Here is a 23757-nt window from a genome sequence, read left to right on the forward strand (position 1 = left end):
GCTTCAATCCGCTGGCGGAACTGCACGCGCGCGAGTTGGCATCGCTCGATCGCGTGCAGCGCCTTCAGGGTGGACAGCGTTTTCTGCAATGGTTCGAGGCGGTAGATGTGCCGGGCCACACGCCGGGCCACCTGGCCTATTACTTCACCGGCAACCCGCAGCACCTGTTGTTCACAGGTGACGCGGCGAAGAACCGCGCCGAACTGCTGTCCCAGGATGTGGCCATGACCTTCGATGCCGTGCAGAGCGCCCGGAGCATCGAGACGATCTGGCGCTACTGGCGCGCACACCCGGAGACGATCCTGATCCCGGGCCACGATCTGAGCATGCGGCTCGATGCCGAAGGACAACCTGAGTACCTGGGCACGCGCCGCGCGGGCATTGAGGCCTGGTTCTCGGAGACGTTGGAGTCCACGACCTTCTTTGACCTCACGGGAGGCGGAAAGGTGGGCGTGGGTTACCGCGATGCGTGACGTAGCGGCCCGCGCCACGTCACTCGTATCACAGGAGAAGGAGACAAATATGAAGATGATCCTCAAATCGCTGGTGGCCGCCGTGCTGGGGGCCTCCGGTTCCGCTGCGATCGCGGACTACCCCGTCAAGCCGGTCACATTGGTGGTGCCCTTTGCCGCGGGCGGCCCGAGCGACAAGATCGCACGCGATCTCGCCGAGGCGCTGCGCGAGCCGTTGGGCGTGGCCGTAGTGGTGGAGAACGCGGGCGGAGCGGGCGGTACCATCGGTTCCGCCAGAGTGGCGCGCGCCGCGCCCGACGGCTATACCTTGCTGGTGCACCACATTGGCATGGCGACGGCGCCCACGCTGTACCACAAGCTGAGCTCCAAGGTGCCCGGACCCGAGGATTTCGAAATGCTTGGCCTGATCAACGAAGCGCCATCAGTGGTGATCGGCAAGACCACGCTGGCTCCCAACAGCTTCAACGAACTGCGAGGCTGGCTCAAGGACAACGCCAGCAAGGTGAACCTGGCGCACGCGGGCCTGGGCTCGGCGTCGCATCTATGCGGGCTCATGCTTCAGAACGCCTTGAATCAGAAGCTCACCGCGGTTCCTTACAAAGGCACGGCTCCGGCCATGACGGACCTCATGGGCGGCAGTGTCGACCTGATGTGCGAACAGGCCACGAACGCGGTACCCCAGATCGAGGGCAAGCGCGTCAAGGTCTACGGCGTGACCAGCACGCAGCGCCTGTCCATCCCTGCGCTCAGGGGTACGCCAACCCTGGACGAGGCCGGCCTCAAGGGATTCAACGTGCAAGTCTGGCACGGCCTGTACGCCCCCAAGGGCACGCCGTCTGCAGTGCTGAGCAAGCTCAATACTGCGCTGCGCACGGCGCTGAAGGGCCCGCAGCTCATCCAGCGCCAGGAAGCTCTTGGCCTCACCGTGGTCAGCGATGATCGGCTGTCGCCCTCGGGGCACCGCAAGTTCGTCGAACAGGAGACGATGCGCTGGGCCAAAGTTATCCAGGAGGCCGGCGAGTACGCCGAATGAGTTGCGGCTCTGTGCTGTGCCAGATGCTGCCGGCACAGCACAGAGCGCATGCCGCTACCCGCAATGGGTACCTCAGTGGCGAATCAGGGTGCCATCCGAGGCGCGGCTGTACTTCGACAGCATCTCATCCCACATCTTGCGCGCCTGACCCGGATGCCAGAAGTGCGGCACATTGTCGGTGACCTGCCAGCGGTACTCGGCCAGGCCATCGTTCCAGATCTCCGTCTTGCGCCGGCCATCGACCTGCAGGGTGAAGGGGCCCATGTTGCGGTTCACCGTCTCGCGCCAGAAGTTGCGTGCGGCCGTTTCCCCCGCCGTGCCACCCGGGAAACTGGTGGGCGGTTCATCTTCACCGCGGCATTGCCAAACCGGCAGCGGCACATTCGTTTTCACGATCGGATTCTGGTAGCTCGCCGGGCTCAGGTGACCTGAATAGCAGGGCGCAATGGCCGCGAACAACTCGGGGTATTGGACTGCGATGCGGTTGGTCATCGCCGTACCCGCAGATGAGCCATTGAGGAACAAGCGCGTGCTGTCCACTGCGTAGGTAGCCTGGATGTGAGCAAGAAGGTCCAGGAAGAAGCGCACGTCGCGGGCGTCCGGGTCCATCGGTACGCTCCAGGTCGCGCCGATGCCCTGTGGGTACACGACGATGAATCCCTCCTCCTCCGCTACCTTGTTCCAGTCGGTGATTAAAGCCTGGTAGCGCGCCGATCCGTTACGGCCATGGAAGGAGAAAAGCACAGGCAGCCGTTGGCCGCGTGCCACCAACGCGTCGTAGTTGGACGGCAGGTAAGTCAACCAGCGCCGCGGACCGCCCGAGAATTCCTTGGTGGTTTCGATGAGCTTCATCGACGTGATGGACTCGTTGCGGTGCAGGGTTCCGTTGGTGCCCGTGTGGTCCAGGAAACGAATGGTGCGATCGAACATCTGCGTCCAGATCTGTTCGCTCACCGCCTTGGAGTCGCCTTTCGAACCCGTACGCAGGTTCGACACCTTGACCGCCTGTACTTCGTTGCCGGGATGCGCGTACGTAATGGTGTCCAGCGCTGCCGACGAGTCGGTACCGGTGGCCGTCGACGCGCCGTTGGCAGTGCTCCAGTAAGCGACCTGCTTCATCTCGTTCAAGCTGAGCGACGAACTGCTGTCCCGGATGATCCACGCGGCCATCGCCGAAACGGGGCGCCGGTCGGCTGGCAGCTCAAAGGTCGAGGCAGGAGCAACCTCGCCAACGCCGGCCACGGCCGCGGCGAGTTCCGGCGCAACGATCGCCAGATGATGCGCATAGGCTGCACCCGCGCCTATACCCGTCAGGTACATCTGGGCATTGGAGGCAAGCGAGAACTTCGTCTTGACCGCGGCGGATGCGGCCTTGATATAGTCCAGTTCCTCGATCCCGCCGATGTTCCAGGTATTGCCCACAGCGTTGGGGAAGAGAACAATGAAGCCGTACGCATCGGCGACCTCGCTCCAGCCCGTGCGATCGGCGTTCTCTTGACCGTCCTGGCCGTTGTCGTGCAGAGAGATCACCACGCGCACGCCGCGCGCATCATATTCCCTGAGTTCCGCAATGTTGGCTGGCGCATAGACGAAGTAATCGCGTTCCACGCCATTGACCGTCACCGTGGCCCGTTCGAGTGCGACGTGACTGGCTGGGCTGTCCGGTTGCGCTCCAACCGGCGGCGGGTCGCTGGCCGGCGGTTCGGCGCCACCGCCTCCGCAAGCGGCCAGAGCGATTGCGATGGCCAGCGGGCCAAGGCAGGTAACTCGATGCCAGTGATTCGAATGGGTGCTTCTCATGTCTGTCTCCAGTGGTTTTTCTGTCGTGGCTACCCACGCGCCTGGATCGGCGATGCGATAGGCCGCGCGCGTTAGTCGTAGTTGGATGCGATCGGCACGTTGTGGCGTGGCGTGCCGGTTGTTACGGCTCACTTCACGAGTGTCGAGGTCTTCTGCGGCTCCTGTCTCGTTGAGTCTGGAGGCGCATCGTCGCAAACCGGTTTCTGCTTGGACAATGCCGTTTTTCTTGCTTTTGATGCTTTGAAAGCATTGACGTCGATCTGCTGTGGCTCAATGTTTCCTGGCGCTCGCTGCGGGCTGCCAGTGCGGCGCGCCGACCCTGCTGGGACGGGTCCAGGCTGTTGATGCTGCAGCCAGCCGCGATTCCAAGCGAGGGTGAAGATGATCTGCGTCTGTTGCGAGATAACGAGAAATTCCTGAGCGTATTCACCTGAAGCGGGAGCCGGCATGGAAGACTGGACGCGCATCACGCGCGAGCTGACCCTCGATGCCGTCCGCACGGCGCTGGACGCGGTGCGGGAAGGTCGGTGCAGCTTCTCATATGCATCGATGGTCCATATACCGGACCAAAGGCGCCCAATTCTGAAAGAGCCCGAATAACATCTGTGAATCGTTCATCACGGATGTTCCGTTTTCCGGACTCGTTCAGATCATGCCCACCATCCCCCGCCTTCCGGCCGCACTTTCATGACCGGCCCCGCGCTTTACCTCATGTACGCCGAGGACGTGGACCACAGCGAGGCGCTGCGCGCCCCCTTGCGCGAGGCGCACATCCGCCGCCGCTCGGAGCTGGCCGCACAAGGCCGCGTGGTCGTGTCGGGTCCCTTGCGGGACTCGGACGCCGCGCAAGGCGACTACTGCGGCAGCCTGCTGGTGGCCGCCTTCGATTCCCTGGCAGAGGCGCGGGCCTGGGCCGACGCCGACCCGTACGCGCAGGCCGGCATCTATCGCCGCATGGTCGTGCGCCGTATCAATACCCACTTCCTGGGCCGGGAGTCTTCGCCATGATCACGCGCCGTGCCTTTGGCCTGGCTTCCCTGGCCACGCTGGGCCTGCCCGCGCTCGCCGCTTTTCCCGACAAGCCGATCCGCACCCTGGTGGGCTTCGCCGCGGGCGGCCCGGCGGATACCTGCGCGCGCCTCGTCGCGCGCCTGCTGGGCGAGAGCCTGGGCCAGCAAGTGGTGGTGGAGAACCGGCCAGGCGCCGGCGGGGCGCTGGCGACCCGGGCGGTGAAGAGCGCGCCCCCCGATGGCCATACCTTGCTGCTGTGCGCGTTTGCCGACGTGCTCAATCCCATCATCAATCCCGCGGAGACCGGCTACAGCCTGGTGGACGATTTCGCGCCCATCACGCGCATTACCGGCGTGGGCAACGTGCTGGTCGTGCATCCCTCGCTGCCGGCGAAGACGGTGTCCGAACTCGTGGCGTATGCGCGTGCCCGGCCGGGAGAGTTGAACTACGGCTCGGCCGGCATAGGCTCGGCCAGCCACCTGGCCGGCGAATTGTTCGGCGGGCTGGCGCGGATCAAGTTGACGCACGTGCCCTACAAGGGCACGGCGCAGGCGCAGGTAGACATGCAGACTGGCACGTTGGCCTTCATGTTCGACAGCCTGATCAGCGCGCTGCCCAACATCCAGGCGGGCAAGTTGCGTGCGCTGGCGGTCACCACCGCCGTGCGCTCGCCGGGCGCGCCCCAGGTGCCGACGATGGTGGAGGCCGGCGTGCCGGAGTATGACCTGACTTCCTGGTTCGGCCTGGCGGTGCCCAAGGGTACGCCGGCGCCCGTGGTCGAGCGGCTGGCCCGCGCGGTGCGCCAGGTGCTCAAGCGGGACGAGGCCGCCGAAGCCTTGCTGCGGTTGGGCGGCGAGCCCGACGACATGGACAGCGCCGGTTTCGAGCGCTACCTTCGCAGTGAAGATGCGCGGTGGAAGAAGCTGTTCGCAGCGGGCACGGTTCGCATCGACAAATAAAGGAAGTCCGCAAGGAAATACCCCGGGGGGCGGACCGTCGCCATCGTTCCAAAAATGGAACTCTGATGGCAAATAAAGCCGTCTAGCGGCGCCATTGTGGCTTATTCATACTCTATTCCACGCCACGTTGGAACGCGTGAGCGGCACTTCCCCCGGCCTTCGCCGGATTTCCAAGGAGAAGGCATCATGAGCACACCTGCCAACTTCAATGGCCAGAAACCCGCCATCAACCCGTCCGATGCGGCAATGCTGCTGATCGACCACCAGAGTGGTCTTTTCCAGACTGTCGGCGACATGCCCATGCCCGAGCTGCGGCTTCGCGCGGCCGCGCTGGCCAGGATGGCGACGCTGGCGAAGATTCCCGTCATCACCACGGCGTCGGTGCCGCAAGGTCCGAACGGCCCGCTCATTCCCGAGATTCACGAAAATGCGCCGCATGCCCAGTATGTTGCGCGCAGGGGCGAGATCAACGCCTGGGACAATCCGGATTTCGTCGCGGCGGTGAAGGCCACCGGCAAGAAGCAGCTGATCATCGCCGGCACCATAACCAGCGTATGCATGGCCTTCCCCTCCATCAGCGCGGCCCATGACGGCTATCAGGTCTTCGCCGTGGTCGATGCCTCGGGCACCTACAACAAGATGGCGCAGGAAATCACGCTGGCCCGGGTCGTGCAGGCCGGCGTCGTGCCGATGGACACGGCGGCGGTGGCCTCGGAACTCCAAGGCTCGTGGAACCGTCAGGATGCGGCGGAGTGGGCCCAGGTCTACACCAAAATTTTCCCCGCCTATCAACTGCTCATGGAAAGCTACGCAAAGGCGCAGGCCGTGGCCAAGAACAACGAAGTGCTGGATTCCCAGCGCAAGTGAAGGGTTTTTCCCTCCGCCTTGAATTTCCGGCTGGAGTCGCGCGTTTGACGGGCGATTCCAGCCGGTTCGCGGGCCTGGATCGTTTGAAAAGGGATTTCTTTCTCCGAAAATGGAAACGGGAAAAGGATCTTCTTGCCAGGGAGCCGTACGACCCATAAAAAGCAAGGCTATTTCCGCCCTCCTGGAAGATACTATCGGTCGTATCCGTATCAGCATCACCACACTCAGGAGCGGCTCATGGGGCGGCAAGACGACAACAAAGCGAAAGTGGCGATCATCGGCTCGGGCAATATCGGCACGGACCTGATGATCAAGATCCTGCGGCATGGCAAGTACCTGCAAATGGGCGCCATGGTCGGGATCGATCCCAATTCCGATGGCTTGGCGAGGGCCCAGCGACTGGGCGTGCCCATCACGGCGGAAGGCATTGACGGCCTGCTGGCCATGCCCAATTTCGACGAAATCCGGATCGCCTTCGATGCGACCTCGGCCGGCGCCCACAAGCGCCACAACGAGCTGCTGCAAGCCAAGGGCGTACAGGTGATCGACCTGACGCCGGCGGCCATCGGGCCTTACGTCATCCCGGCCATCAACATCGACGAGCACCTGGATTCGCCCAACATCAATATGGTGACCTGCGGCGGCCAGGCGACGATTCCCATCGTCAAGGCCGTCTCGCGCGTGGCGAAGGTGCACTATGGCGAAATCATCGCGTCCATCGCCAGCAAGTCGGCCGGGCCGGGCACGCGCGCCAACATCGACGAGTTCACCGAAACCACCTCCAAGGCGATCGAAGTGATCGGCGGCGCGGCGCGCGGCAAGGCCATCATCATCCTCAACCCGGCCGAGCCGCCCCTCATCATGCGCGACACGGTCTACACCCTTTCCGACATGGCTGACACCAAGGCCATCGAGGACAGCATTGCCGAAATGGTGGCCACGGTCCAGAGCTACGTGCCTGGCTATCGCCTCAAGCAACGCGTGCAATTCGACGAAATTTCCCCGAACGCGCCGCTGAACGTGCCGGGCCTGGGCAAGCTGTCGGGCCTGAAGACCTCCGTATTCCTGGAGGTGGAGGGCGCCGCCCACTACCTGCCCGCCTATGCCGGCAACCTGGACATCATGACCTCGGCCGCCCTGGCGTGCGCCGAACGTTTCGCCCAGACCCACCTGATGGCCGCCGTCTAAGGATCGCATCATGAGCAACAAGAAACTCTATATTTCCGACGTGACGCTGCGCGACGGCAGCCACGCCATCCGTCACCAGTACAGCATCCAGAACGTCCGCGAGATCGCCAAGGCGCTCGACGAAGCCCGCGTAGACAGCATCGAGGTCGCCCACGGCGACGGCTTGTCCGGTTCGAGCTTCAACTACGGCTTCGGCGCCCACACCGACCTCGAGTGGATCGAAGCGGTGGCCGACACCGTCAAGCACGCCAAGGTGGCGACCCTGCTGCTGCCCGGCGTGGGAACCGTGCACGACCTGCGCAACGCCTATGACGCCGGCGCCCGCGTCGTGCGTGTGGCCACTCACTGCACCGAGGCCGACGTCTCCAAGCAACATATCGAGTACGCCCGCAACCTCGGCATGGATGCCGTGGGCTTCCTGATGATGAGCCACATGAACACGCCGCAGAAGCTGGCCGAACAGGCCAAGCTGATGGAGAGCTACGGCGCTACCTGCGTGTACGTGGTGGACTCCGGCGGCGCGCTCAACATGAACGACGTGCGGGATCGTTTCCGCGCCTTCAAGGACGTGCTCAAGCCCGAGACCCAGACCGGCATCCACGCCCACCACAACCTGAGCCTGGGCGTGGCCAACTCCATCGTGGCGGTGGAAGAGGGCTGCGACCGCATCGACGCCAGCCTGGCCGGCATGGGTGCGGGTGCGGGCAACGCCCCGCTGGAAGTGTTCATCGCCGCGGCCGACCGCATGGGCTGGAACCACGGCTGCGACCTGTACAAGCTAATGGACGCTGCGGACGACATCGTGCGTCCGCTGCAAGACCGTCCGGTGCGCGTGGACCGCGAGACGCTGGCACTCGGTTATGCCGGCGTGTATTCCAGCTTCCTGCGCCACGCTGAAGCCGCCGCCGCCAAGTATGGCCTCAAGACGGTCGACATCCTGGTCGAGCTGGGACGCCGCAAGATGGTGGGCGGCCAGGAGGACATGATCGTTGACGTCGCGCTCGACCTGACCAAATAAAAGCAGATAGGCGAATCAGCTGTGCACGTGGCGCCGAAAGGCGCATTGACAGCCCGGGACGGGGTACCGTCCAGGGCTTTTTTGTTTTCGCTTTCCGGTGCCGGCCGGGTGCCCGGCTCGGACTCAGATGCCTTGCCCGCCCGAGGGCGTCCCGGGCGCAGGCTCGGACGGCCTCTTCTCCAGTGCCGCGAGCCGCGCCTCGAGCGCCTGGACTTGCGCCTCCAGCGCATCGACCTTGGCGCGGGTGCGCGCCAGTAGCTCGGCCTGGATGTCGAACTCTTCCCGGGTAATCAGGTCCAGCCGGGAGAAGGTTTGCCCGAGGAATCCCTTGACGTTGCGTTCGATATCGGCCGCCGGGCTGCGGGCGATTAGGTCGGAGATGTTTTTCTGCAGGTCTTCGAACCAGTCGGAGCGGTTGATCATGATGCTGTTCCTCTTGAGCGGCTGGCCTCCAGTGTAGACCGGCGGCGCGAAATCCGCCCGCCGTCCGATGTGGTGCGCGAGATGGTGCGTGGCCCGCACATGGTGGCGGCGGCCGCACCAAATTGGTTCGAAACAGTCCCAGGCATGGTGCACTGATCGGGATTGCAAGCTGGCACGGGAAATGCTCAGTAACAGGTGGAGCCGCTGTTCGTGGCTCTTGGCACAGGTTTTTGTCGATGCCACGACGTACTGGCTGATAACCCCGCTTCGGAACGAACCATGAAAAAGACCTTGCTTGCGATCGCTCTGGCCTTGTGCGCAACCTCGACTGCCCTGGCGGCAGAGCCCGACTTCACCATCACCGGCAACGCTGGCCTGTTCAGCGACTACCGGTTCCGTGGATTCAGCCAAACCAACCTGAAGCCGGCTTTCCAAGGCGGCTTCGACTTTGAACATAAGTCCGGCCTGTACCTGGGCAACTGGAACTCCAACGTCGATAGCGGCCTGTTCAGCGGCGGCAGCCTGGAGATGGATTTCTACGGTGGCTATAAGTTCAATTATGGCGATTTCAATTTCGACGTGGGCGGCCTCTATTACTACTACCCTGGTTCCAAGCTGAACGGCAGCACGATTGACAACTTCGAGCTGTACGGCGCCGTGGGCTGGGGCCCCTTCACGCTGAAGTACTCGCACGGCTTGACCGATTTCTTCGGCACGCCGGACAGCAAGAACAACTACTACCTGGACCTGGGCGCTGACTTCGACCTCGGCAACGGCTGGGGCGCCAACGCCCACGTCGGGTACCAGAAGCTCAAGAACGACCCCTCGGGCTTGGGGCACTACTACGACTACAAGGCCGGCGTCACCAAGGACGTAGACGGCTGGATCTTCGGCCTTTCGCTGGTCTCGACCAGCAAGAAGGACTGGATCGTTACGAACAGGGGCAAGAACGCCGGCCGCTTTGGCGCGGTGCTCAGCGTCAGCAAATCGTTCTAACCCCGGTGGCGGCCCCCGGCCGCCTGCCGGCAAGCCATTTCGTTTCAACAACATGTGGGGTTCGTCATGAAACTCATCACCGCAATCATCAAGCCCTTCAAGCTTGACGAGGTACGCGAAGCCCTCTCCGGCATCGGGGTCCAGGGGATTACCGTCACCGAGATCAAGGGCTTTGGCCGCCAGAAGGGCCACACCGAGCTCTACCGGGGCGCGGAATACGTCGTCGATTTCCTGCCTAAGGTCAAGGTTGAGATCGCGCTCGACGACGATCTCGTGGATCGCGCCATCGAAGCGATCGAGAATTCGGCCCGCACCGGCAAGATCGGCGACGGCAAGATCTTCGTGTTCCCGCTCGAACAAGTCATTCGTATTCGTACTGGGGAAACCGGCAAGGATGCCCTCTGATAGGACGACTCAAAAATGAAAAGAATGCATTCTCTTTCCATGAAGAAGGCACTTGGGGCGGTGCTGGCGCTCGCGCTGGCCTGGTTCGCCGGCCCCGCGCTGGCTGAAGAAGCGCCTGCGCTGGTCGGCGCCGACTTGGCCTGGCTAAGCACCTCGACTATTCTCGTGCTGCTGATGGTGGTGCCGGGCCTGGCGCTCTTCTACGGCGGCCTGGTTCGCAGCAAGAACGTGCTCTCGGTCTTGATGCAGGTCCTGGTCACGTTCTCCCTGATCGTGGTGCTGTGGTTCGTCTACGGCTACTCGCTCGCCTTTACGGAAGGCAACGCCTTCTTCGGGGGCCTGGACCGCCTGTTCCTGAAAGGCCTCTTCGATGCCGAGACGGGTGAGTTCCCGCTGTCGGGCACCGTTCCTGAACTCAGCTTCGCCGCGTTCCAAGCGACCTTTGCCGGCATTACCTGCGCGCTGATCGTGGGTGCCTTCGCGGAGCGTGCCCGTTTCTCCGCCGTGCTGCTGTTCATGGTCTTGTGGTTCACCTTCGCCTACATTCCCATCGCGCACATGGTGTGGTTCGGCGGCGACGTGAACGGCTTCCTGTTCGAGCGTGGCGCGCTGGACTTCGCGGGCGGTACCGTGGTGCACATCAACGCCGGCGTTGCGGGCCTGGTGGGCGCTTATGTGATCGGCAAGCGCCTGGGCTTCGGCAAGGAAGCGCTGTCGCCCCACAACCTGCCCATGACCCTGATCGGCGCCTCGCTGCTGTGGGTGGGCTGGTTCGGCTTCAACGCCGGTTCCGCGCTGGCTGCCAACAACATCGCCTCGCTGGCCTTCATGAACACGCTGGTTGCGACCGCTGCCGCGGTGCTGGGCTGGGTGGCCACCGAATGGGCCGTCAAGGGCCGTCCCTCCATGCTGGGTGCTGCGTCCGGCGCGGTGGCTGGCCTGGTGGGCGTGACCCCGGCTGCAGGCGTGGTCGGTCCTGTGGGCGCGCTGGTCATCGGTCTGGCTGCCGGCGTGATCTGCGTCTGGGGCGTGAATGGCCTGAAGCGCATGCTCAAGGCGGATGACTCCCTGGACGTGTTCGGCGTCCACGGCGTGGGCGGTATCGTCGGCGCGCTGCTGACCGGTATCTTCAACGCCAAAGTGCTGGGCGGCCCGGGCGTCGACGGCATGACCATCATGGGCCAACTGTGGGTCCAGATCGAAGCCGTGGTCATCACCATCGTTTGGACCACGATCGTCGCCCTGATCGCGTACAAAATCGCCGATGCCCTGCTTGGCCTGCGCGTCTCCGAAGAGGACGAGCGCGAGGGCCTGGACATCACGACCCACGGCGAAAGCGCGTATCACTCGTAACTCGGCCTTGCATCGCCTTCTCGGGGGCGATGACGAGAACCGCCGCACCTCTCTTGGGGTGCGGCGGTTTTTCTTTGCGCGTGGCCGGCGACACGGGTGCGGGCGCTGCAGGGCGAGCTACGCGAGGCTGTATACCTACCCTGGCGTTTTCCCTAGTGCCGCGGCGCAGCTCTTGTTAATGTCGAGCTATTCTGTATACAGTTTGTATCCAGAATAATTTCCCTAGCCACCTAGACGGAGACATGATTCGCTTTTGCCGTTCTGCCGGACGCCCAGGGTGTCTTGCACGCGCCGCTTCGCCGGCCCGCCGGAATTTTCCAGAGGTGGCCCCATGACCGAGCGTACCCCAACAGTCGTTCGCGTTGAAAGTAACAAGACCAAGTCGGGCGGAGCGCAGACGATCGCGGCGGAGCTGGGCTTGCGCGAACTCATCCTCTCGGGCGAGCTCACGCCCGGCGCGCGGCTGTCCGAACCTAGCGTGGCCGAGCGGCTCGGCATTTCCCGCACGCCCATACGCGCTGCGATGGCGAGACTGGAAGACGAAGGGCTGCTGGAGCTCATTCCTTCGGGGGGCTATGCGGTCAAGGCGTTCACGGAGGCGGACATCCGCGATTCCATCGAGGTGCGCGGGACCATGGAAGGCCTGGCCGCGCGCATGGCCGCCGAGCGGGGCGTGTCTTCCACCGATCTCGACGCGATGCGCGATTGTCTGAACGACATCGACAAGGCCCTCAAGGGGCGGGACAAGGGCGTGGCCGACCTGTCGCGCTACATCGAGCTCAACGATCGCTTTCACCGCATGCTGCATTGCCTGCCGGGCAGTCCTGTCTTGGAGCGGCAAATTGCGCGCGCAACCAATCTACCCTTCGCTTCGCCCAACGGCTTTCTGCAGGCGCAGGCCGAAGACGAGACGGCCTGGGTGAGCCTGACGGTCGCACAGGACCAGCACTGGATGGTGTTGACCGCCATAGAGAATCGAGAGGGCGCGCGCGCCGAGGCCATCATGCGGGAGCACGCACGCATCGCCTTCCGCAACATGCAGTTGGTGCTGCGCAATCAGCACATGTTCGAGCAACTGCCCGGGGCGCGGCTGATACGCCGGCGCATGCCGCGGTGAGCGCGAGTTCCGGGCTGTCTTTTTTCGGAGTGGCTGCTAACGATCAAGCATGACCCATGGCGGCGGGTTGGCCGCTAAAGAAGGACGACACTGAAGTGATCAGTGAGATGGCAAGGAGACACGCATGAACAAGAAACGCTATTTGCTCAAAATGACGGTCGCGATGGTGCTGGCGGGCGCTTCGGCGCTGCCGGTGCAGGCGCAGGACGTCGTGAAGATCGGGCTCATCCTGCCCATGACCGGCCCCTTCGCCTCGACGGGCCGGCAGGTCGAAGCCGCGGCGCGGTTGTATATGGCCCAGCATGGCACGACGGTCGCGGGCAAGAAAATCGAACTCATCGTCAAGGACGACACCAACGTCGCCGACATGACCAAGCGCTTGGCGCAAGAGCTGGTCGTCAACGACAAGGTGGCCGTGCTGGCGGGATTCGGCCTGACGCCGCTGGCATTGTCGACGGCCCCCATCGCTACCCAGGCGAAGGTGCCCATGGTGGTGATGGCCGCCGCGACGGCGATGATCACGGAACAGTCGCCGTACATCGTGCGTTCGGGCTTCACCCTGCCCCAGGTCACCCTGGGCATCGGCAAGTGGGCACCGCAGAATGGCATCAAACGCGTCGTAACCCTGGTGTCCGACTACGGCCCGGGCATCGATGCCCAGAACTCCTTCAAGAAAGTGTTCACGGAAAGCGGCGGCGAGGTCGTGCAAGAGTTGCGCGTACCCGTGCGCAACCCCGATTTCGCGCCCTTCCTGCAACGGGTGCGCGACGCCAAGCCCGATGCCGTGTTCGTGTTCGTTCCCTCGGGTGTGGGTTCCGTGTTCATGAAGCAATTCGCCGAGCGCGGCCTCGACAAGGCGGGGATCAAACTCATCGGCACGGGCGACGTGACCGACGACGACATCCTCAACGACATGGGCAACGTGGCGCTGGGCGTCGTGACCTCCATGCACTACAGCGCGGCGCTCGACAACCCGGCCAACAAGAGCTATGTCGCCGGCATGGCCAAGGCCAACAACGGCCTGCGCCCCAATTTCCACAGCGTAGGTGGCTACGACGGCATGCACCTCATCTATAAGGCGCTGGAGGCGACCAAGGGCGACACCAACGGCGACAAGTTGGTGGCTGCGATGAAGGGGCTGAAGTGGGATAGCCCGCGCGGCCCGGTCATGCTCGATCCGGAAACGCGCGAAATGGTGCAGAACGTCTACATCACCAAGGTCGAGCGCGTGAACGGCGGGCTCTATAACGTGCCCTTCGATAAGATCGAGGCCGTCAAGGACCCCGCGAAGATCAAGTAGTCGTCCGCTTGCCCGCGCGCCGATGCGCTGCCTTGCGGCCGCCCCGATGCGGGCCGCAAGGCAGGCGTCTCTGGCGGCCCTCAGGCGGGCGGGAGCGTTCAGGGAGAGCTTTCCTTGTTGACCATTCTGTTTGACGGTATCGCATACGGTATGCTGTTGTTCGTGCTGGCCTGCGGGCTGGCCGTCACGCTGGGGTTGATGAACTTCATCAATCTTGCGCACGGCGCTTTTGCCATGGCGGGGGGCTATGTCACGGTGCTGGCCATGTCGCGCCTCAACGTGCCGTTCCTGCTTTGCCTGCCTTTGGCATTCGTGGTTTCCGCGTTGTTGGGCGCCATCCTCGAGCGCACGCTGTATAAGCGCGTGTACGGCCAATCGCACCTGAACCAGGTGCTGTTTTCCATCGGGCTCACCTTCATGGCGACGGCGGCCGTCGATTACTTCATGGGGTCGCAGCAGCAGTTCCTGCAGTTACCCGAATGGCTAACGGGGCGGTCCGAAATCGCCGGCATAGGGGTCGGGCATTACCGGCTCTTCGTCATCGTCATCTGCCTGGTGCTGGTGGTGGCCTTGCAGCTGATCCTGAGCAAGACCCGTTTCGGCAGCCGCCTGCGTGCCGCAGTGGATGATCCCCGCGCGGCCAGCGGCTTGGGGATCAACATCAACCTGGTTTTCCTGTCGACCTTCGCCTTCGGTTCCGGGCTTGCCGGCTTGGGCGGTGCGCTCGGTGCCGACCTGCTCGGGCTCGACCCCACCTTTCCGCTGAAGTTCATGATTTATTTCCTGGTCGTAGTCGCCGTGGGTGGCACGACCACCATTACCGGGCCTTTGTTGGCCTCGCTGCTGCTGGGCATCGCCGACGTTGCCGGCAAGTACTACATCCCGACCTTGGGAGCCTTCATTATTTATTGCGTCATGATCATCACCTTGATGCTGCGCCCGCAAGGGCTGTTCGCCAGGGCAGGGGGTAAGTGAAAATGGCCGTTGCGACGCAAATCCCCCGGCAGGAAGCGGCAGCGGCGCCCTCGGCGATACGCGCGTTGGGCGCACGGTGGTCGCGCATCCGTTGGTTCGAAATCGTTTTCTGGGTGGTGGCGATCGGCGCCGCCTTCGTCTTGCCCCGCGGCTTCCTGCTCTTGAACGAGTTGGCCATTTTGGCGTTGTTCGCGGTGTCGCTGGACCTGATCTTGGGTTACGCCGGCATCGTGTCGCTGGGGCACGCCGCTTTCTTCGGCCTGGGCGCATATTGTGCAGCCTTGCTCGCCAAGCACTTCGGCATGGATCCTTTGCTGGGGCTCGCGATATCGGCCCTCGTGAGCGCGCTGCTGGGGTTGGTGACCAGCGTGCTGGTCATGCGCGGGTCCGACCTGACCCGGCTGATGGTGACGCTGGGCGTGGCGCTCATACTTTACGAACTCGCCAACAAGCTCGACTGGCTCACCGGCGGCGCCGACGGGCTGACCGGCGTCACCATGGTGCCGCTGTTCGGCCGGTTCGAATTCGACCTGTTCGGTCGCACGGCATACCTGTATTCGATCACCGTGCTGGCCGTCCTCTTCTTCATCGCCCGGTTCATCGTGCATTCGCCCTTTGGCATGTCTTTGCACGTCATCCGCCAGAATCCCTTGCGGGCCGCCATCATGGGCGTGCCGGTGAACCGCCGGCGGGCCGCGGTCTACACGCTCGGGGCGGCGTACGCCGGCGTGGCGGGAGCCCTGCTGGCGCAAACCACCGGATTCGCTTCGCTCGACGTCCTGGATTTCCACCGCTCGGCCGACGTGATGCTGATGCTGGTCATGGGCGGTGCCGGCTATTTGTATGGCGGCATCATCGGTGCCGTGGTCTTCAAATTCATGCAAGACTGGCTGTCCAGCATGACGCCACAGTACTGGCAGTTCTGGATCGGCCTGCTGCTTGTCGTCATCGTCGTCGTGGGCCATGAAAAGCTGGTGCGCCCGTGGACCTGGTTCCGTCGCGGACACGGAGGCAAGCGATGACAACGGTGCTGCAAACCTTCGACCTCACCAAGCGATTCGGTGGCCTGGTCGCGACCGACAAGGTCTCGCTCAAGGTCGAGCGTGGCGCACGGCAAGCCCTCATCGGCCCCAACGGCGCGGGCAAGACCACGCTCATCAATTTGCTCACGGGGGTGATCGCTCCCACTTCGGGCCGCATCGAGCTCGAGGGTGAGGACATCACGGGCCTGCCTGTCCATGCGCGGGCGTCGAAAGGCCTGGTCCGGACGTTCCAGATCAATCAGCTGTTCGCCGAAATGACGCCGGCCGAAGCCATGGCGGTGGCGATTGCCGAGCGGGAAGGGCAGGGCTGGCGCTTCTTGCGGCCGCTCGGGCGTCGCGGCGAAATCATGGACGAATGCGCGGCAGTGCTCGAACAATGCAACCTGCTCGATGTGATGGACCGCAAGACGGCAGTCTTGCCTTACGGCAAGCAGCGCCTGCTGGAAATCGCCCTGGCGCTTGCAGCCAAGCCGCGCGTTCTCCTGCTGGACGAGCCCGTGGCCGGCGTGCCCGATGGGGAGCGGCGCGAGATTCTCCAGACCGTCGGCGCCTTGCCCGATGACGTCACCATTCTGTTGATCGAGCACGACATGGACCTGGTTTTCAGCTTTGCCGACCGCATTTCGGTGCTGGTCAATGGCGGGCTCTTCGTGGAGGGGCCCAATGCCGAAATTGCGCGCGACCCACGCGTGAAGGCTGTGTACCTCGGCGAAGAAGCGGTGGGAGGGGCGCATGCCTGAGCTGTTGAAACTCGAGGGCATCGTCGCCGGATATGGCGAAGCCAAGGTGCTGGCGGGCATCGACCTCGCCTTGGACGAAGGGCGCGCCCTCGCGCTGTTGGGGCGCAATGGCACTGGCAAGACGACCCTCATCAACACCATCGTCGGGCATACCCGCCGCTTTGCGGGCCGCATCACGCTCGGCGGCAGGGACCTGACCACGCTGCGTCCCGACCAGCGCGCCGCGGCGGGCATCGGCTGGGTCCCGCAGGAGCGAAACATTTTCAAGTCGCTCACGGTGGAGGAGAATCTGACGGCGGTGGCCCTGCCCGGTCCCTGGAATCTGCAGCGCGTCTACGACATGTTTCCCCGGTTGCGGGAGCGCAGGGCCAACATGGGGAATCAGCTCTCCGGCGGAGAGCAGCAAATGCTGGCCATCGGCCGGGCGCTGATGTTGAATCCGCGGGTGCTGCTGCTGGACGAGCCGCTGGAAGGCCTGGCGCCCATCATCGTCCAGGAGTTGATGAACGTCTTGCAGCGCATCATCCGCGACGAAGGCATGTCGGCCATCCTCGTCGAGCAGAATGCGCGCAAGGCGCTCGGCATCACCCACGACGCCATCGTGCTGGAGCGGGGAAGCGTCGTGCACCGCAGCCCTGCCCGGGACCTGCTGGCCGACGGTCCGACGCTCGACCGCCTGTTGGGGGTGGCCAAGCACTGACGCCATGACCGACGCCACGACGTTATTCGCCCGTCTGCGGCCGCGCCTGCACGCGATCGCCTATCGGATGCTAGGCACCGTGGCAGACGCGGAAGATGTGGTCCAGGAGGCGTGGTTGAGGTGGAATGAGGTCGATCGGCCCGCGCTGGACAGTCCCGAGGCCTGGTTGGTAACGGTGGCGACCCGCCTGTCCATCGATCGCCTGCGCAAGCTCAAGGCCCAGCGCGAGAGTTACGTCGGCGTGTGGTTGCCCGAGCCCATCCTGACCGAATCGCCCGAGACGCCGGAGGAGATCCGCGAGCGGCGCGACGACGTCTCCCTGGCGTTCCTCATGCTGCTGGAACGCCTTTCTCCCGATGCCCGCGCGGCCTTCTTGATGCGCGAGGTATTCGACGCGGATTATGGGGAAGTCGCCCGCATCCTCGGGAAGACCGAAGCGGCCTGCCGTCAGCTCGTGCGCCGCGCGAAGCAACAGCTGCGGGAAGCGCGGCCGCGGCGGGCCGTGCCGCAGGAGATCCATCGGCGGCTCCTGGGCGCATTCGCAGATGCCATGCGGCGAGGAGATTTCCACGAGCTGCGCGCCTTGCTCAGCGAAGATGCCGAGCTGATCGGTGACGGCGGCGGCAGGGTGCCGGCTTTCGCTCGCCTGGCGGGCGGCAAGCGTCTCGCACAACTGTTCTACGCGGTCAAGCGGCGCCATGGCGAGGGCTTGCGGGTGGAGGTCGCGCAGGTCAATGGGGAGTGGGCGCTCCTGCGTTTCATCGACGGCGTGCTGGAGTCGGTCCAGGCCTTCGAGACCGATGGCGAGCGCATCGTCCGCGTGTTCGTGCAGCGCAATCCGGACAAACTGGCGGTCGTCGCTACCGCCTGGGGCAAGCGATAAGGCGGCGCGCCGGGGCCGTGTCACAAAACGGCTACTTCGTTCGTCTTATGGGCATGGACGCGAACATTTTTTCCGGCGGGGCTGCCAGGGCCCTGCCCATGCGTGTCGGCCCACCCGACGCCCTGGCTTCCAATTTCGCTGCGAGCCATGCCGGCGTGCTGGCGTTCATCGCGGTCGCGATGGAAGGCAGTTTCGCCAAGGCGGGCGAGCGCCTGGGCATAGGCCGCTCGGCCGTCAGCCGCTCCGTCAGCAAGCTGGAAACCCAATTGGGCGTGCGGCTTTTCGTGCGCACGACGCGCCGGACCACATTGACTTCCGAAGGCGAACGATTCTACGAAAAGTGCCGCGACGGCGTGGAACGGATTGCGCAGGCGGTCGAGGAAATGCGGGAGCTGCGCGCGGGTCCGCCGTCGGGGCATTTGCGCGTGGTCTGCCCCACCGGGTTCGGGCGTAAGGTCGTCGCGCCCCTGCTGCATGGGTTCCGCGCCGCCCATCCGGCGGTTTCGGTCGAGCTGCTGCTCGACGATAGGCCTGCCGACTTCACTGCAGGCCGCATCGACGTGGCGTTTCGCAATGGACGCATGGAAGACAGCTCGATCATCGCCCGGCAACTGATGCCCATGGCGATGTTCCTGTGCGCCGCGCCCGCCTACGTGGCTGCGCATGGACTGCCGCGGAACCTCGAGGACCTCTCGAACCATCGTTGCGTGGGCTTGAGATTGCCATCCGGACACGCATGCGAATGGGAATTCAAGGTCGACGGCGGGGTCCGCAGGTTGGCACCGCGCGCCATGCTGTCCTTCAACGACGAAGACCTCGTCTTGCAGGCGGTGCTTGCCGGGGAAGGCATCGCGCAGCTGGCGGGTTACCAGGTGGACGAGCACTTGCGCACGGGTGCGTTGGTGGCATGCTTGTCGCAGCATGCACCCGCGGACCGCGGGCATTACCTTTGCTATCCGAGCCGCCAGCATTTGCCGGGACGCATACGTGCGTTCGTCGACTACATGATCGAGCACATGGGCGCGCGTGGGCGGCCGCGACGGGATGGCCCGCGCTTGCATTTACCGTCTTGCGGACAGTCGGCAGATGCCTGGCCGCGCGCCGGGGCTACCTGGGGCGCCAGGGCTGCCTGACAGCGCGGTCACGCGAGCCCGGCCTTGTCGAGGCCGTAAGCCTTGTCCGCCGTGCCGTGCAGGGTACGAAAGCCCACGTTTAGCCGGTTCCAGGCATTGATGACCATGATCGCGAAGCTCAGGTCGGTGATTTCTTTTTCCGAGAAGTGCTCCCGCACGTGCTCGTAGATTTCGTCGGGTACGCCCTCCGCGGGCAGGCGCGTCAGGACTTCGGTCCAGGCCAGCGCTGCGCGTTCACGCGGGGAGAACAGCGTGGACTCGCGCCAGACCGCGACGTGGTGCAGCCGCAACTCGCGCTCGCCATGGATCTTGGCTTCCTTGACGTGCATGTCCAGGCAGAAGCCGCAGCCGTTCATCTGCGACGCGCGGATGTCTACCAAGCAAAGCGTGGAGCGCTCGATGGAACAGGTTTTCAAGAAAGCGCTGAGATCGACGAGTTTCTTGAACAATTCGGGCGATTGCTCGAAGGCATTGATGCGTTGGGTCATGCGATTGCCTCATTCGGAAAAGGTCTGTCCGGAACCTCCGGAAGATCGGGAGCCGCATGGCGGCTGACGATGGGACCATCCTAGGCTCAGGGCACGCTTGGCGGTAGATACCCGAGAGTGAACAGCGTGTTGCGTGGGAGGAAGCAATGCCGGGATGGGAGTATCTGGAAAAGCCAAAAAAATCGCGGCGCTTGGCACGCCGCGATTCATCTTCATTTCCAGGCTACATGGCTTCAGGGGGAGCGTTGTCGGGCCGGTTGGCGCGCGGCGATTCAAACGGAACGAAGAGAGGCTCCGAAGCAGGGATCAGCTCCTTGGCCCGGGCATTCATGGCATCAGGACTCAGGTCGGGCCAGATGCCGGTGTTGATTCGCGACAGTAGGGCGTCGACGGCGGCAGCGGACTCGGAGGGATCGAATGAGCAATGTCCCGGCCGGTCCACTACCGTGGTTCGGTAGAGGGCGGTGTTCCCGCCATTAGCCTCCATTTTTTGTACATAAGCATCCATGATGGTGGGCGGCACAAGACTGTCTCCGGTAGTGTGGAACCGCAACACAGGAATCGTCGGTGTTCCATGCACGGTCCTTCCCGGTGCAGCCCAGAATGCGATTGCCTCAGGATCTGCTTCGATGCGTTCGGCGGTTGCCAGCTTGTCGAGATCTTCTTTCATATCGAGGCCGGCATCTGCGTACAAGGCCTGCACGAGCGCGCCCAGCATGGGTTCCGCGTTACCAAGGAAGTCTTCGTAATGGATTCCCTTGTTCCAAGAAAGTTGTCTTGGCACCGGGGAGCCGCCCGCGTGTTCGGACATAAATCGGGATTGTCCGCCTGGTTGACCGGCGTTGAAAAGGACGGTCTCGAAAATCGCCTCTTGTAGTGCCGCCTTATCTTCGGGGTCTGGCTTCGGAACGGAGGTGGTTCCCCACGCCGGCCATTGGCCTATGGCTGCTGCCAATGCAATTCGAGCCCGGCCTTCAGGCGTCTCTTGTGCGGCACTGAGCGCTTCTTTCCATTTCGCGGATTGTTCGCTCACGGTATCGAGATCATCAAAGCCTACGATTTTCAATTCAGGTGCAATCAGGGTTTTTAGGACGAACCACCCATCCATCATCATGTTCATTAACGGGACTTGCTCATGCGCACAGCCGGCCACCACGCCGTCGACGCGATCCCCAAAGCGTTCGGCGATATTGAGGGCGTCAAACCCGCCGCCGGAGTGCCCGTACTGCACGACGGTCTTCGGTTTGCCGTACCGTTCCGCGAACATGTCGATGAGTTGCATCAGTTCATCTTGCTCCCTCGCGGGGTCGTAGTTGTATGTCCTCTGGGGGTTGCGCGCCGTCCCCGAGAGCCCATAACCATTCATGAGCCAATAGCAGCTTCGGGCACTGTCTTTGGCGCCCACGTAGTCCAGGTCGTTGATGAGTACGCCGTTCCACTTGGTGGGGCGCCGCATGTTCCACGGTGTTCCGCTGGCGAAGGTGCCTTCCGTTTCAGCGAACGTAACGGTACCGTCGCAACCGGCGATTTCCTCTTCTTGCGCCGGGGGGCCGTCATTGTCACTGCCGCACGCTGCGAGGAGCCCCATCGCCAATGCGCTGGCAGCAAGAGAAACTCTCTTTCGCGAACGAAGCAGGCCATAAGCACGCGGACGCTGTTGGGGTTTGGGCATGGTCGTCTCCTCGACATGTTTTGGGGATGTGGTCCTTGGCTATTCGTTCGCCATAGCGTTCGGACTCTGCTTAGCCGCCAAAATAATTAGAGCGCTAAGTATCGAGGATCCTATAGTTGCCCAGGGGTCGCGAGCAACGAAGCAAAGATAAGAAACGTAAGGGCTTGTGTGCGCATGGGACGAGATGCTAGCCGCGGGTGCCCGGGGTGCTGAACGCGCCGGTGAAGCGGTCATCCCCGTTTCATTTTGTTGCCTTGTCTTGACTGCAGAACCGTTGCAAAGGCACGGCCTCGCAAGGCTTAGTCGTCGCAGGCTACTGTCAGAAAAGGAGCGAGGGACAACCCATTGCCCGGAACGTCCGAATGCCTTAAAAGCGATCCATGCGTGTGCTCTGGACTTACCTCACTCCCCACCGCACCCTGGCTTGCGTTGCGCTGTTGCTGGCCGGTGCTTCTCAAATCCTGGCGCTCGTCGACCCGATCATCTTCGGCCGGATCATCGACGAATATGCCCTCAACCGGGCCGGGAAGACCGAGCGGGAACTCGTGACCGGCGTCATGGCCCTGCTTGGGCTGGCGGTGCTGGTCGCCGTTCTTTCGCGCCTGGCCCGGGCGATCCAGGAGTACCTCACCCGCTTGGTGGTGCAGAAGCTGGGTACGCAGCTGTTCAATGACGGCTTGCGCCAGGTGTTGCGCCTGCGATTCCAGGAGTTTGAAGATTTGCGCAGCGGCGAGGTCCTCTCTTTGCTCCAGAAGGTCCGGGCGGACAGCGAACGGTTCATCAATACCTTCATCAACACGGTTTTCGCGGCCGCGGTGGGCGCCGGTTTCCTGACCTGGTACGCCGTGACGAAAAACTGGCTGCTGGTGCCGGTGTTCTTGGTGGGCGTCGTGCTGCTGGGCGGCCTGACGGGGTGGCTCAGCCGGGAGATCAAGGCCCAGCAGCGCTCCATTGTGCGCGAGACCAACCGCAATTCGGGCTTCATCACCGAATCGCTGCGCAATGTAGAGCTGATCAAGAGTCTTGGCCTGACTTATCCGGAGATACGTAGGCTGCAGGCGCAGACGGAGGCGATCTTTGCCATGGAGATGGAGAAGGTCAAGCGGATAAGGGTGCTGTCGTTCCTCCAGGGGATGACGCTCAGCCTGCTGCGCCTTTCCATATTGTTTGCGCTGTTGTGGCTCATTTTTCGCGACGTGTTGAGCCCGGGTGAGCTGATCGCGATGCAGTTCATTTCCGTGGCGATATTTGCGCCGCTCCAGGAGCTCGGCAACATCATTCTTGCCTACCGCGAAGTGGACGCCTCGTTGGCGAACTTTGCGGCGTTGATGAAAAAGCCGGTCGAGCGCAGGCCTCCCGGCGCGGTGGACGTCGGGCCGGTGAGCGACGTTCGGTTCGACCACGTCAGTTTTCGCCACAAGGGGGCAGCGGATTACGCGCTCGAAGACGTGTCGTTCGAGGCCCGGCTCGGGGATACGATCGCCTTCGTCGGCCCGTCGGGTTCCGGGAAATCGACGTTGGTCAAATTGCTGGTGGGCTTGTATCCGCCCGCCGAAGGCACGGTTTCGTACAACGGCCAACCGACGACTTCGCTGCGCTTTAACCGCGTGCGGCGGCAGATTGGGTTCGTGACGCAGGAGGCTCACATGTTTGCCGGCACGATCCGGGAGAACCTGCGCCTGGTCAAGCCCGACGCCACCGACCAGGAAATGATCGCCGCGATGGAACAGGCATCTTGCGCTTATTTGCTGGAGAAGTCGCCCGACGGGCTGGATACGGCCATAGGCGAGATGGGAATGAAGCTGTCGGGCGGGGAAAAGCAGCGCCTGTCCATCGCGCGCGCCCTGATCCGCCAGCCGCGGCTGCTGATATTCGATGAGGCGACCTCGGCGCTGGATTCCCTCACGGAAGAGCAGATCAACGAAACGGTGCGCCGCATCTGCGCCCGCCGCACGCAGATCACGGTCTTGATCGCGCATCGCTTGTCCACCGTGATGCAGGCCGACGTCATTTTCGTGCTGGAGAAGGGCCGCATCGTAGAGCGCGGCAGCCATGCCGAGCTGCTCGAGCGCAAGGGCCTCTATTACGCCATGTGGAGGCAGCAGATCGGTGAGCGGCCCGGCGTGAAGGCCGAGCCGGCGACGCCTTTACCGGAAGCCGCTGCAGACCTCTAGCGCGGG

General features: G+C 63.5%; 23 protein-coding genes and 1 pseudogene. 19 read left to right on the top strand and 5 right to left on the bottom strand.

The features are described 5' to 3' along the window. Together Q0319_RS17070 and Q0319_RS17075 are read left to right on the top strand one after the other, a co-directional pair. Positions 1 to 473: pseudogene (locus Q0319_RS17070) on the top strand (N-acyl homoserine lactonase family protein); the annotation flags it as partial. A 49-nt stretch (positions 474 to 522) separates the two neighbouring features. Continuing rightward, on the top strand, positions 523 to 1506 hold the full coding sequence (locus Q0319_RS17075) for a tripartite tricarboxylate transporter substrate-binding protein (RefSeq protein WP_299454694.1): 984 nt from the start codon (positions 523 to 525) through the stop codon (positions 1504 to 1506). A 72-nt stretch (positions 1507 to 1578) separates the two neighbouring features. Here Q0319_RS17075 and Q0319_RS17080 read toward each other — a convergent pair whose 3' ends face one another. Next, positions 1579 to 3438 carry a PHB depolymerase family esterase gene (locus tag Q0319_RS17080; RefSeq protein ID WP_299454696.1) on the bottom strand — a complete coding sequence of 620 codons (1860 nt, stop codon included), beginning with the start codon at positions 3436 to 3438 and terminating at the stop codon, positions 1579 to 1581. Continuing rightward, positions 3435 to 3755, bottom strand: a complete 321-nt coding sequence (locus Q0319_RS17085) for a hypothetical protein (RefSeq protein WP_299454698.1) — start codon at positions 3753 to 3755, stop codon at positions 3435 to 3437. The genes Q0319_RS17080 and Q0319_RS17085 overlap by 4 nt, the downstream gene beginning before the upstream one ends. A 238-nt stretch (positions 3756 to 3993) precedes the next feature. On the opposite strand from Q0319_RS17085, the gene Q0319_RS17090 reads away from it, so the two are divergent. The 5 genes from Q0319_RS17090 (at position 3994) to dmpG (ending at position 8349) form a co-directional block, all read left to right on the top strand. After that, positions 3994 to 4314 carry a YciI family protein gene (locus Q0319_RS17090; protein WP_299454700.1) on the top strand — a complete coding sequence of 107 codons (321 nt, stop codon included), beginning with the start codon at positions 3994 to 3996 and terminating at the stop codon, positions 4312 to 4314. Further along, positions 4311 to 5276, top strand: a complete 966-nt coding sequence (locus tag Q0319_RS17095; protein ID WP_299454701.1) for a tripartite tricarboxylate transporter substrate binding protein — start codon at positions 4311 to 4313, stop codon at positions 5274 to 5276. The genes Q0319_RS17090 and Q0319_RS17095 overlap by 4 nt, the downstream gene beginning before the upstream one ends. A gap of 186 nt (positions 5277 to 5462) precedes the next feature. Next, positions 5463 to 6143, top strand: a complete 681-nt coding sequence (locus tag Q0319_RS17100) for an isochorismatase family protein (RefSeq protein ID WP_299454704.1) — start codon at positions 5463 to 5465, stop codon at positions 6141 to 6143. 237 nt (positions 6144 to 6380) lie between these two features. Continuing rightward, positions 6381 to 7331, top strand: coding sequence for an acetaldehyde dehydrogenase (acetylating) (locus tag Q0319_RS17105; protein WP_296468164.1), 951 nt, complete (start codon positions 6381 to 6383; stop codon positions 7329 to 7331). Positions 7332 to 7341: 10 nt separating this feature from the next. After that, complete coding sequence (gene dmpG, locus Q0319_RS17110; RefSeq protein WP_296468165.1) at positions 7342 to 8349, top strand: 4-hydroxy-2-oxovalerate aldolase; 1008 nt, start codon at positions 7342 to 7344, stop codon at positions 8347 to 8349. A 123-nt stretch (positions 8350 to 8472) separates the two neighbouring features. On the opposite strand, the gene Q0319_RS17115 is transcribed toward dmpG, so the two are convergent. Beyond that, positions 8473 to 8772, bottom strand: a complete 300-nt coding sequence (locus Q0319_RS17115) for an accessory factor UbiK family protein (RefSeq protein ID WP_299454708.1) — start codon at positions 8770 to 8772, stop codon at positions 8473 to 8475. A 279-nt stretch (positions 8773 to 9051) separates the two neighbouring features. On the opposite strand from Q0319_RS17115, the gene Q0319_RS17120 reads away from it, so the two are divergent. From Q0319_RS17120 to Q0319_RS17170, 11 genes are all read left to right on the top strand, one after another. Further along, positions 9052 to 9768, top strand: a complete 717-nt coding sequence (locus Q0319_RS17120; protein ID WP_299454710.1) for a TorF family putative porin — start codon at positions 9052 to 9054, stop codon at positions 9766 to 9768. A 66-nt stretch (positions 9769 to 9834) separates the two neighbouring features. After that, positions 9835 to 10173: a P-II family nitrogen regulator gene (gene glnK, locus Q0319_RS17125; protein WP_296468171.1), complete on the top strand. Its 339-nt coding sequence runs from the start codon at positions 9835 to 9837 to the stop codon at positions 10171 to 10173. Positions 10174 to 10293: 120 nt separating this feature from the next. After that, entirely contained in the window at positions 10294 to 11526 is a 1233-nt protein-coding gene (amt, locus tag Q0319_RS17130; protein ID WP_299454857.1) for an ammonium transporter, read from the top strand. Between the two features lie 331 nt (positions 11527 to 11857). Next, positions 11858 to 12643, top strand: a complete 786-nt coding sequence (locus Q0319_RS17135; protein ID WP_299454712.1) for a GntR family transcriptional regulator — start codon at positions 11858 to 11860, stop codon at positions 12641 to 12643. A 124-nt stretch (positions 12644 to 12767) separates the two neighbouring features. Beyond that, a complete protein-coding gene (locus Q0319_RS17140; RefSeq protein WP_296465699.1) occupies positions 12768 to 13943 on the top strand; it encodes an ABC transporter substrate-binding protein in 1176 nt (391 codons plus the stop codon). Between the two features lie 114 nt (positions 13944 to 14057). Beyond that, positions 14058 to 14918 (top strand): branched-chain amino acid ABC transporter permease, encoded by an 861-nt coding sequence (locus Q0319_RS17145; RefSeq protein WP_299454715.1) that lies wholly within the window; start codon positions 14058 to 14060, stop codon positions 14916 to 14918. A gap of 2 nt (positions 14919 to 14920) precedes the next feature. Then, positions 14921 to 15940, top strand: coding sequence for a branched-chain amino acid ABC transporter permease (locus tag Q0319_RS17150; protein WP_296465706.1), 1020 nt, complete (start codon positions 14921 to 14923; stop codon positions 15938 to 15940). After that, a complete protein-coding gene (locus Q0319_RS17155; RefSeq protein WP_296465709.1) occupies positions 15937 to 16701 on the top strand; it encodes an ABC transporter ATP-binding protein in 765 nt (254 codons plus the stop codon). Before Q0319_RS17150 ends, Q0319_RS17155 begins: the two co-directional genes overlap by 4 nt. Then, a complete protein-coding gene (locus tag Q0319_RS17160) occupies positions 16694 to 17401 on the top strand; it encodes an ABC transporter ATP-binding protein (RefSeq protein ID WP_087782780.1) in 708 nt (235 codons plus the stop codon). Before Q0319_RS17155 ends, Q0319_RS17160 begins: the two co-directional genes overlap by 8 nt. A 4-nt stretch (positions 17402 to 17405) precedes the next feature. Further along, a complete protein-coding gene (locus tag Q0319_RS17165; protein ID WP_087782781.1) occupies positions 17406 to 18284 on the top strand; it encodes an RNA polymerase sigma-70 factor in 879 nt (292 codons plus the stop codon). 98 nt (positions 18285 to 18382) lie between these two features. Continuing rightward, a complete protein-coding gene (locus tag Q0319_RS17170; RefSeq protein WP_087783100.1) occupies positions 18383 to 19417 on the top strand; it encodes a LysR family transcriptional regulator in 1035 nt (344 codons plus the stop codon). Positions 19418 to 19425: 8 nt separating this feature from the next. Here Q0319_RS17170 and Q0319_RS17175 read toward each other — a convergent pair whose 3' ends face one another. Together Q0319_RS17175 and Q0319_RS17180 are read right to left on the bottom strand one after the other, a co-directional pair. After that, complete coding sequence (locus Q0319_RS17175) at positions 19426 to 19905, bottom strand: carboxymuconolactone decarboxylase family protein (RefSeq protein WP_087782782.1); 480 nt, start codon at positions 19903 to 19905, stop codon at positions 19426 to 19428. 223 nt (positions 19906 to 20128) lie between these two features. After that, on the bottom strand, positions 20129 to 21577 hold the full coding sequence (locus tag Q0319_RS17180; protein ID WP_296465727.1) for an alpha/beta hydrolase: 1449 nt from the start codon (positions 21575 to 21577) through the stop codon (positions 20129 to 20131). A gap of 380 nt (positions 21578 to 21957) precedes the next feature. On the opposite strand from Q0319_RS17180, the gene Q0319_RS17185 reads away from it, so the two are divergent. Beyond that, positions 21958 to 23751: an ABC transporter ATP-binding protein gene (locus Q0319_RS17185; protein WP_087782785.1), complete on the top strand. Its 1794-nt coding sequence runs from the start codon at positions 21958 to 21960 to the stop codon at positions 23749 to 23751. The last annotated feature ends 6 nt before the right edge of the window (positions 23752 to 23757 follow it).

The organism is uncultured Pigmentiphaga sp. (assembly GCF_937950555.1).
Classification (GTDB): Bacteria; Pseudomonadota; Gammaproteobacteria; order Burkholderiales; family Burkholderiaceae_B; genus Pigmentiphaga.

Excerpts from the sequence above, each read along its gene's own strand:
- Q0319_RS17075 (WP_299454694.1), top strand. The coding sequence starts at position 523 with ATGAAGATGATCCTCAAATCGCTGGTGGCCGCCGTGCTGGGGGCCTCC.
- Q0319_RS17085 (WP_299454698.1), bottom strand. The coding sequence starts at position 3,755 with ATGCCGGCTCCCGCTTCAGGTGAATACGCTCAGGAATTTCTCGTTATC.
- Q0319_RS17090 (WP_299454700.1), top strand. The coding sequence starts at position 3,994 with ATGACCGGCCCCGCGCTTTACCTCATGTACGCCGAGGACGTGGACCAC.
- Q0319_RS17095 (WP_299454701.1), top strand. The coding sequence starts at position 4,311 with ATGATCACGCGCCGTGCCTTTGGCCTGGCTTCCCTGGCCACGCTGGGC.
- Q0319_RS17100 (WP_299454704.1), top strand. The coding sequence starts at position 5,463 with ATGAGCACACCTGCCAACTTCAATGGCCAGAAACCCGCCATCAACCCG.
- Q0319_RS17105 (WP_296468164.1), top strand. The coding sequence starts at position 6,381 with ATGGGGCGGCAAGACGACAACAAAGCGAAAGTGGCGATCATCGGCTCG.
- dmpG (WP_296468165.1), top strand. The coding sequence starts at position 7,342 with ATGAGCAACAAGAAACTCTATATTTCCGACGTGACGCTGCGCGACGGC.
- Q0319_RS17115 (WP_299454708.1), bottom strand. The coding sequence starts at position 8,772 with ATGATCAACCGCTCCGACTGGTTCGAAGACCTGCAGAAAAACATCTCC.
- Q0319_RS17120 (WP_299454710.1), top strand. The coding sequence starts at position 9,052 with ATGAAAAAGACCTTGCTTGCGATCGCTCTGGCCTTGTGCGCAACCTCG.
- glnK (WP_296468171.1), top strand. The coding sequence starts at position 9,835 with ATGAAACTCATCACCGCAATCATCAAGCCCTTCAAGCTTGACGAGGTA.
- Q0319_RS17135 (WP_299454712.1), top strand. The coding sequence starts at position 11,858 with ATGACCGAGCGTACCCCAACAGTCGTTCGCGTTGAAAGTAACAAGACC.
- Q0319_RS17140 (WP_296465699.1), top strand. The coding sequence starts at position 12,768 with ATGAACAAGAAACGCTATTTGCTCAAAATGACGGTCGCGATGGTGCTG.
- Q0319_RS17150 (WP_296465706.1), top strand. The coding sequence starts at position 14,921 with ATGGCCGTTGCGACGCAAATCCCCCGGCAGGAAGCGGCAGCGGCGCCC.
- Q0319_RS17155 (WP_296465709.1), top strand. The coding sequence starts at position 15,937 with ATGACAACGGTGCTGCAAACCTTCGACCTCACCAAGCGATTCGGTGGC.
- Q0319_RS17160 (WP_087782780.1), top strand. The coding sequence starts at position 16,694 with ATGCCTGAGCTGTTGAAACTCGAGGGCATCGTCGCCGGATATGGCGAA.
- Q0319_RS17165 (WP_087782781.1), top strand. The coding sequence starts at position 17,406 with ATGACCGACGCCACGACGTTATTCGCCCGTCTGCGGCCGCGCCTGCAC.
- Q0319_RS17170 (WP_087783100.1), top strand. The coding sequence starts at position 18,383 with ATGCGTGTCGGCCCACCCGACGCCCTGGCTTCCAATTTCGCTGCGAGC.
- Q0319_RS17175 (WP_087782782.1), bottom strand. The coding sequence starts at position 19,905 with ATGACCCAACGCATCAATGCCTTCGAGCAATCGCCCGAATTGTTCAAG.
- Q0319_RS17180 (WP_296465727.1), bottom strand. The coding sequence starts at position 21,577 with ATGCCCAAACCCCAACAGCGTCCGCGTGCTTATGGCCTGCTTCGTTCG.
- Q0319_RS17185 (WP_087782785.1), top strand. The coding sequence starts at position 21,958 with ATGCGTGTGCTCTGGACTTACCTCACTCCCCACCGCACCCTGGCTTGC.